At 64.0% G+C, this 3607-nt stretch carries 4 protein-coding genes; 2 read left to right on the top strand and 2 right to left on the bottom strand.

Going from position 1 to position 3607, the window contains the following annotated elements; all coding sequences use genetic code 11:
• Positions 1–1040: NADP-dependent isocitrate dehydrogenase (locus QZ266_RS08345; RefSeq protein ID WP_295693849.1), on the bottom strand; the 1040-nt coding region annotated here is incomplete at its 3' end.
• 109 nt (positions 1041–1149) lie between these two features.
• Between QZ266_RS08345 and QZ266_RS08340 the strand changes: the two genes are divergently transcribed.
• The gene (locus QZ266_RS08340; protein WP_295693846.1) at positions 1150–1899 is read left to right on the top strand and encodes an RNA methyltransferase; all 750 of its coding nucleotides are present in this window, start codon (positions 1150–1152) and stop codon (positions 1897–1899) included.
• A gap of 3 nt (positions 1900–1902) precedes the next feature.
• Here the strand turns inward: QZ266_RS08340 and QZ266_RS08335 are convergent, their stop codons facing one another.
• On the bottom strand, positions 1903–2997 hold the full coding sequence (locus tag QZ266_RS08335) for an amidoligase family protein (RefSeq protein ID WP_295693845.1): 1095 nt from the start codon (positions 2995–2997) through the stop codon (positions 1903–1905).
• Positions 2998–3152: 155 nt separating this feature from the next.
• On the opposite strand from QZ266_RS08335, the gene QZ266_RS08330 reads away from it, so the two are divergent.
• Positions 3153–3607: hypothetical protein (locus QZ266_RS08330; RefSeq protein WP_295693843.1), on the top strand; the 455-nt coding region annotated here is incomplete at its 3' end.

The raw sequence follows: 3607 nt of genomic DNA, 5'->3' as shown, positions 1-3607 counted from the left end.
CCGTCCATGCGGCCGCGGTGGGCGAGGCCCTGCGTCCAGGCGAAGATCGAGGCGATCGAGTTGGTCGAGGTCTGCTCGCCGCGCTGATGCTGGCGATAGTGACGGGTGACGGTGCCGTGGGCGGCTTCCGCTTCGACCGTGGAGCCGTCGGGGCTCATCAGCACCGACGTCATCAGGCCCAGCGAGCCGAAGCCCTGAGCGACGGTGTCCGACTGGACGTCGCCATCATAGTTTTTACAGGCCCAGACGAAACCGCCGGACCATTTCATCGCCGCAGCGACCATGTCGTCGATCAGGCGGTGCTCATAGGAGATGCCCTTCTCGGCGAAGGCGTCCTTGAACTCGGCTTGGTAGATTTCCTCGAACAGGTCCTTGAAGCGACCGTCATAGGCTTTCAGGATCGTGTTCTTGGTCGACAGGTAGACCGGCCAGCCGCGCTGCAGGCCATAATTCAGCGAAGCGCGGGCAAAGTCGCGGATCGAGTCGTCGAGATTATACATGCCCATGGCGACGCCGGCGGACGGGAAGTCGAAGACTTCGCGGGTCACCGGATCGGAACCGTCGGACGGCTCGAAGGTCATGGTCAGCTTGCCCGGACGGTCGACCAGGAAATCGGTGGCGCGATACTGGTCACCAAAGGCGTGGCGGCCGATGACCATTGGCTGCTGCCAGCCCGGCACCAGGCGCGGCACGTTGGAGATGACGATCGGCTCACGGAAGACAACGCCGCCGAGAATGTTGCGGATCGTGCCGTTCGGCGAGCGCCACATCTTCTTCAGGCCGAATTCTTCAACGCGGGCTTCGTCCGGCGTGATCGTGGCGCACTTCACGCCGACGCCGTAATGCTTGATGGCTTCGGCCGCATCGATCGTGATCTGGTCGTCCGTCTCGTCACGCTTGGTGACGGAGAGGTCGTAATACTTCAGATCAATGTCGAGATAGGGCAGGATCAGCTTGTCCTTGATCAGCTGCCAGATGATGCGGGTCATCTCGTCGCCGTCGAGTTCGACGACCGGGGTATCGACTTTGATCTTCGCCATGGGTGCTCTGCTTTCTTTTCGGACGGACTGAAGTCGCGCTAGGACAGCGCGGACACGTAATTTGCGCGCTCTCTAGCATCGGTGCGCGCCAAGGTGAAGGCCTCGTTCCATGACGCAAATTTCTGCAACGCCCGCTTTCATACTCCACACGCCCCAGCTGGGTGAGAATATTGGCGCTGCGGCGCGCGTCATGGGCAATTTCGGACTGCCCGACCTGATCGTCGTCGACCCGCGCGATGGCTGGCCCAATGACAAGGCCGTGACCATGTCCGCGGGCTCCCCCGTGCTCGGCAATGCCCGCGTGGAATATCGCCTCGGCGACGCGATTCATGACCGCACCCGACTCTACGCGACCACCGCACGCCCGCGCGGCATGGAAAAACCCGTGATGACGGCGCGTGAGGCGGTCAGTGACATGAAGGCGGCGATCGAGGCGGGCGAGAAGGTCGGCGTGATGTTCGGCGGCGAGAAGTCCGGCCTGCCCAATGAAGCGGTCAACATGGCCGATGCCATCATCACCCTGCCGGTCGACCGCTCCTTCTCCTCGCTCAACCTGGCCCAGGCCGTCGCCGTGATCGCTTATGAGTGGACCGCAGGCGAGGGCGCTCCGGCCGAGTTCGAACCGGTCTCCGATGTTGCCGCGCGCGAGGACCTGGAACGCATGTTCGAGCACTTCGAAGCCGAGCTCGACCGCGCCGGCTTCTTCCACCCGCCATCCAAGACCCCCCTCATGGTGCAAAACCTGCGCAATGCCTTCATCCGTGGGCGCTGGACCGAGCAAGAGGTGCGCACTTTCCGCGGCGCCGTGAAGGCCCTTGCCTTCGGACGAGGCAAGGCGCGGGTGGTGCGTGAGGACTAGGCGCTACCGGCCCGGTCTCAAAGCCCAGTAATCCCAGTCGTCGCGTGACAGCGGCAGCGCTGCGAGCCATGTCGCGCCATCCTTCGCAGCCGGTTCTGCCGCCTCGACAGCCCGGACCAGAATCGCTTCCATCAATCGCGCATTGCGCAGGATTTCTTCTGCGTCCATCGAGCCTGGGAAGATGCGGGCCTCGAATGTGTGCTTGCCGGGCAGGGCGTGGGCGATGTTGAGGAAATTGAAGTCGGCGTACTTGGTCGGCTTGGTGTCGGCCAGCAGGTGGCGGGCCTGCTCCCAGCCTGCACCAAGAAAGGCTTCGCTGTGGACCCGTTCGACAATCTTATCCGCAATTGGACCGAGGCGGACACAGGCCGGATTGGTGCCGACCAGATCGCGCAGAAAGGCGCCGTGACCGTGAAGCGCGTCCACCAGTCGCGACAGGATAACCGCGTCGCACAGGGGTGCCGCGTCGAAATGAATGTGGATGGCGGCTTCGCGGGGCAGGGTGAAGCCCAGCGCGGCGGCGTCGGCCAGCAGAGCGGTCAGGGCGTCTTCCGGATCGTCCTCGTAGGGCGGGGTAATGATCTCGCAGGGGCGTTCGCGCTCACCGGGTAGCGGGGCGACCATCGCGATCGAACGGTCGGCGCGGTCCACCACTTTCGCGATGCCGCCATCGGTGTGCTCGATATCTGTTCCGAACAGAGCGGCGACGGGGGCCAGAACGTCGGCAATGTCTGCGCCGGGATCGCAATGCTCGGTCACCAGGGCAAGCAGTCGGGCGTCATCGCTGAGAATTCGCATCCAGCCCGGCAGGGGGGCGGTCTGAGGGTCGAGCCCGTCGCGCAGGGTGAGATCATCGACGCAAAGCGCAACGCGTTTGCCGTCTGCGCCCAGAATGTCGAAACCCAGGACCAGATTCTCGAAAACCGGCATGCCCGGGACGAGACTCGGTTCGGACTGGGGATAGAAGACGGTCTTCACGCAGCCGCCCACACGGTGGGCAATCCGCTCGGCCAGGTCCCGCCGGCTGTGCCCGCGCGGCGCCATCAATTCGATCTCGAACCCTTTTTTCCAGGGGCGGCGATGGGCCGGGTCGGTCATGTCTGTCTCCGCACTGCTTCGCCGCTGCGTGGCGCCAATCTGGCAGCGATCCGGCGTGCGCGGGAGTCCGGATGACAGGCCTGGGTCGCATTCTGATTGCCGGGCCAGAGCAACGCGGTTAAGGCTGGAAACAGTTGAAATACGGGGGAATTGAAATGTCGAACACGTCGGTCATGAGTGCGCTGGCTCTGGTCTCGCTTTTCGGAGCAACGGCCGAGGCCGAGGTGGAAGGCGCGGCGATTGCGCTTCCGGAGGCGGACATGTCCGCCATTCTCGCCGCGTCGTCTGTCGGCATGGCGTTCAGCCAGGACACCGCGGCCCAGATCGACCTCTTCTTTGCCAGCGATTATGGCTATTGCGATGCCCGCAAGGTCGCCCATGTCTGGAATACCGACCCGTTCAGCGCCAAGGCGATCATCGGCGGCAAGATTGCCAACGGGCTGACCAGCCTGGTCGATGCCGATATCGCCTCGACTGCGGGCCGGGTCTCCTGTGACTGGGGCGAGTTGGGTCTGGGTTGGGACCAGGCCCTGGCCCTGGCCAATTACTGGGGCCGCAGTCCCGGTGAAGCCAAGGCGAAGGCCGGCGTCATCGCCAGTGATCTTGGCCA

Origin of the sequence: uncultured Maricaulis sp., from assembly GCF_905480005.1 — a bacterium.
Taxonomy (GTDB): Bacteria; Pseudomonadota; Alphaproteobacteria; order Caulobacterales; family Maricaulaceae; genus Maricaulis.
This window is presented reverse-complemented; position numbering and strand designations above follow the sequence as displayed.

Bases quoted from the DNA above. Each gene is read 5' to 3' on its own strand.
- QZ266_RS08340 (WP_295693846.1), top strand. From the start codon at position 1,150: ATGACGCAAATTTCTGCAACGCCCGCTTTCATACTCCACACGCCCCAG.
- QZ266_RS08335 (WP_295693845.1), bottom strand. From the start codon at position 2,997: ATGACCGACCCGGCCCATCGCCGCCCCTGGAAAAAAGGGTTCGAGATC.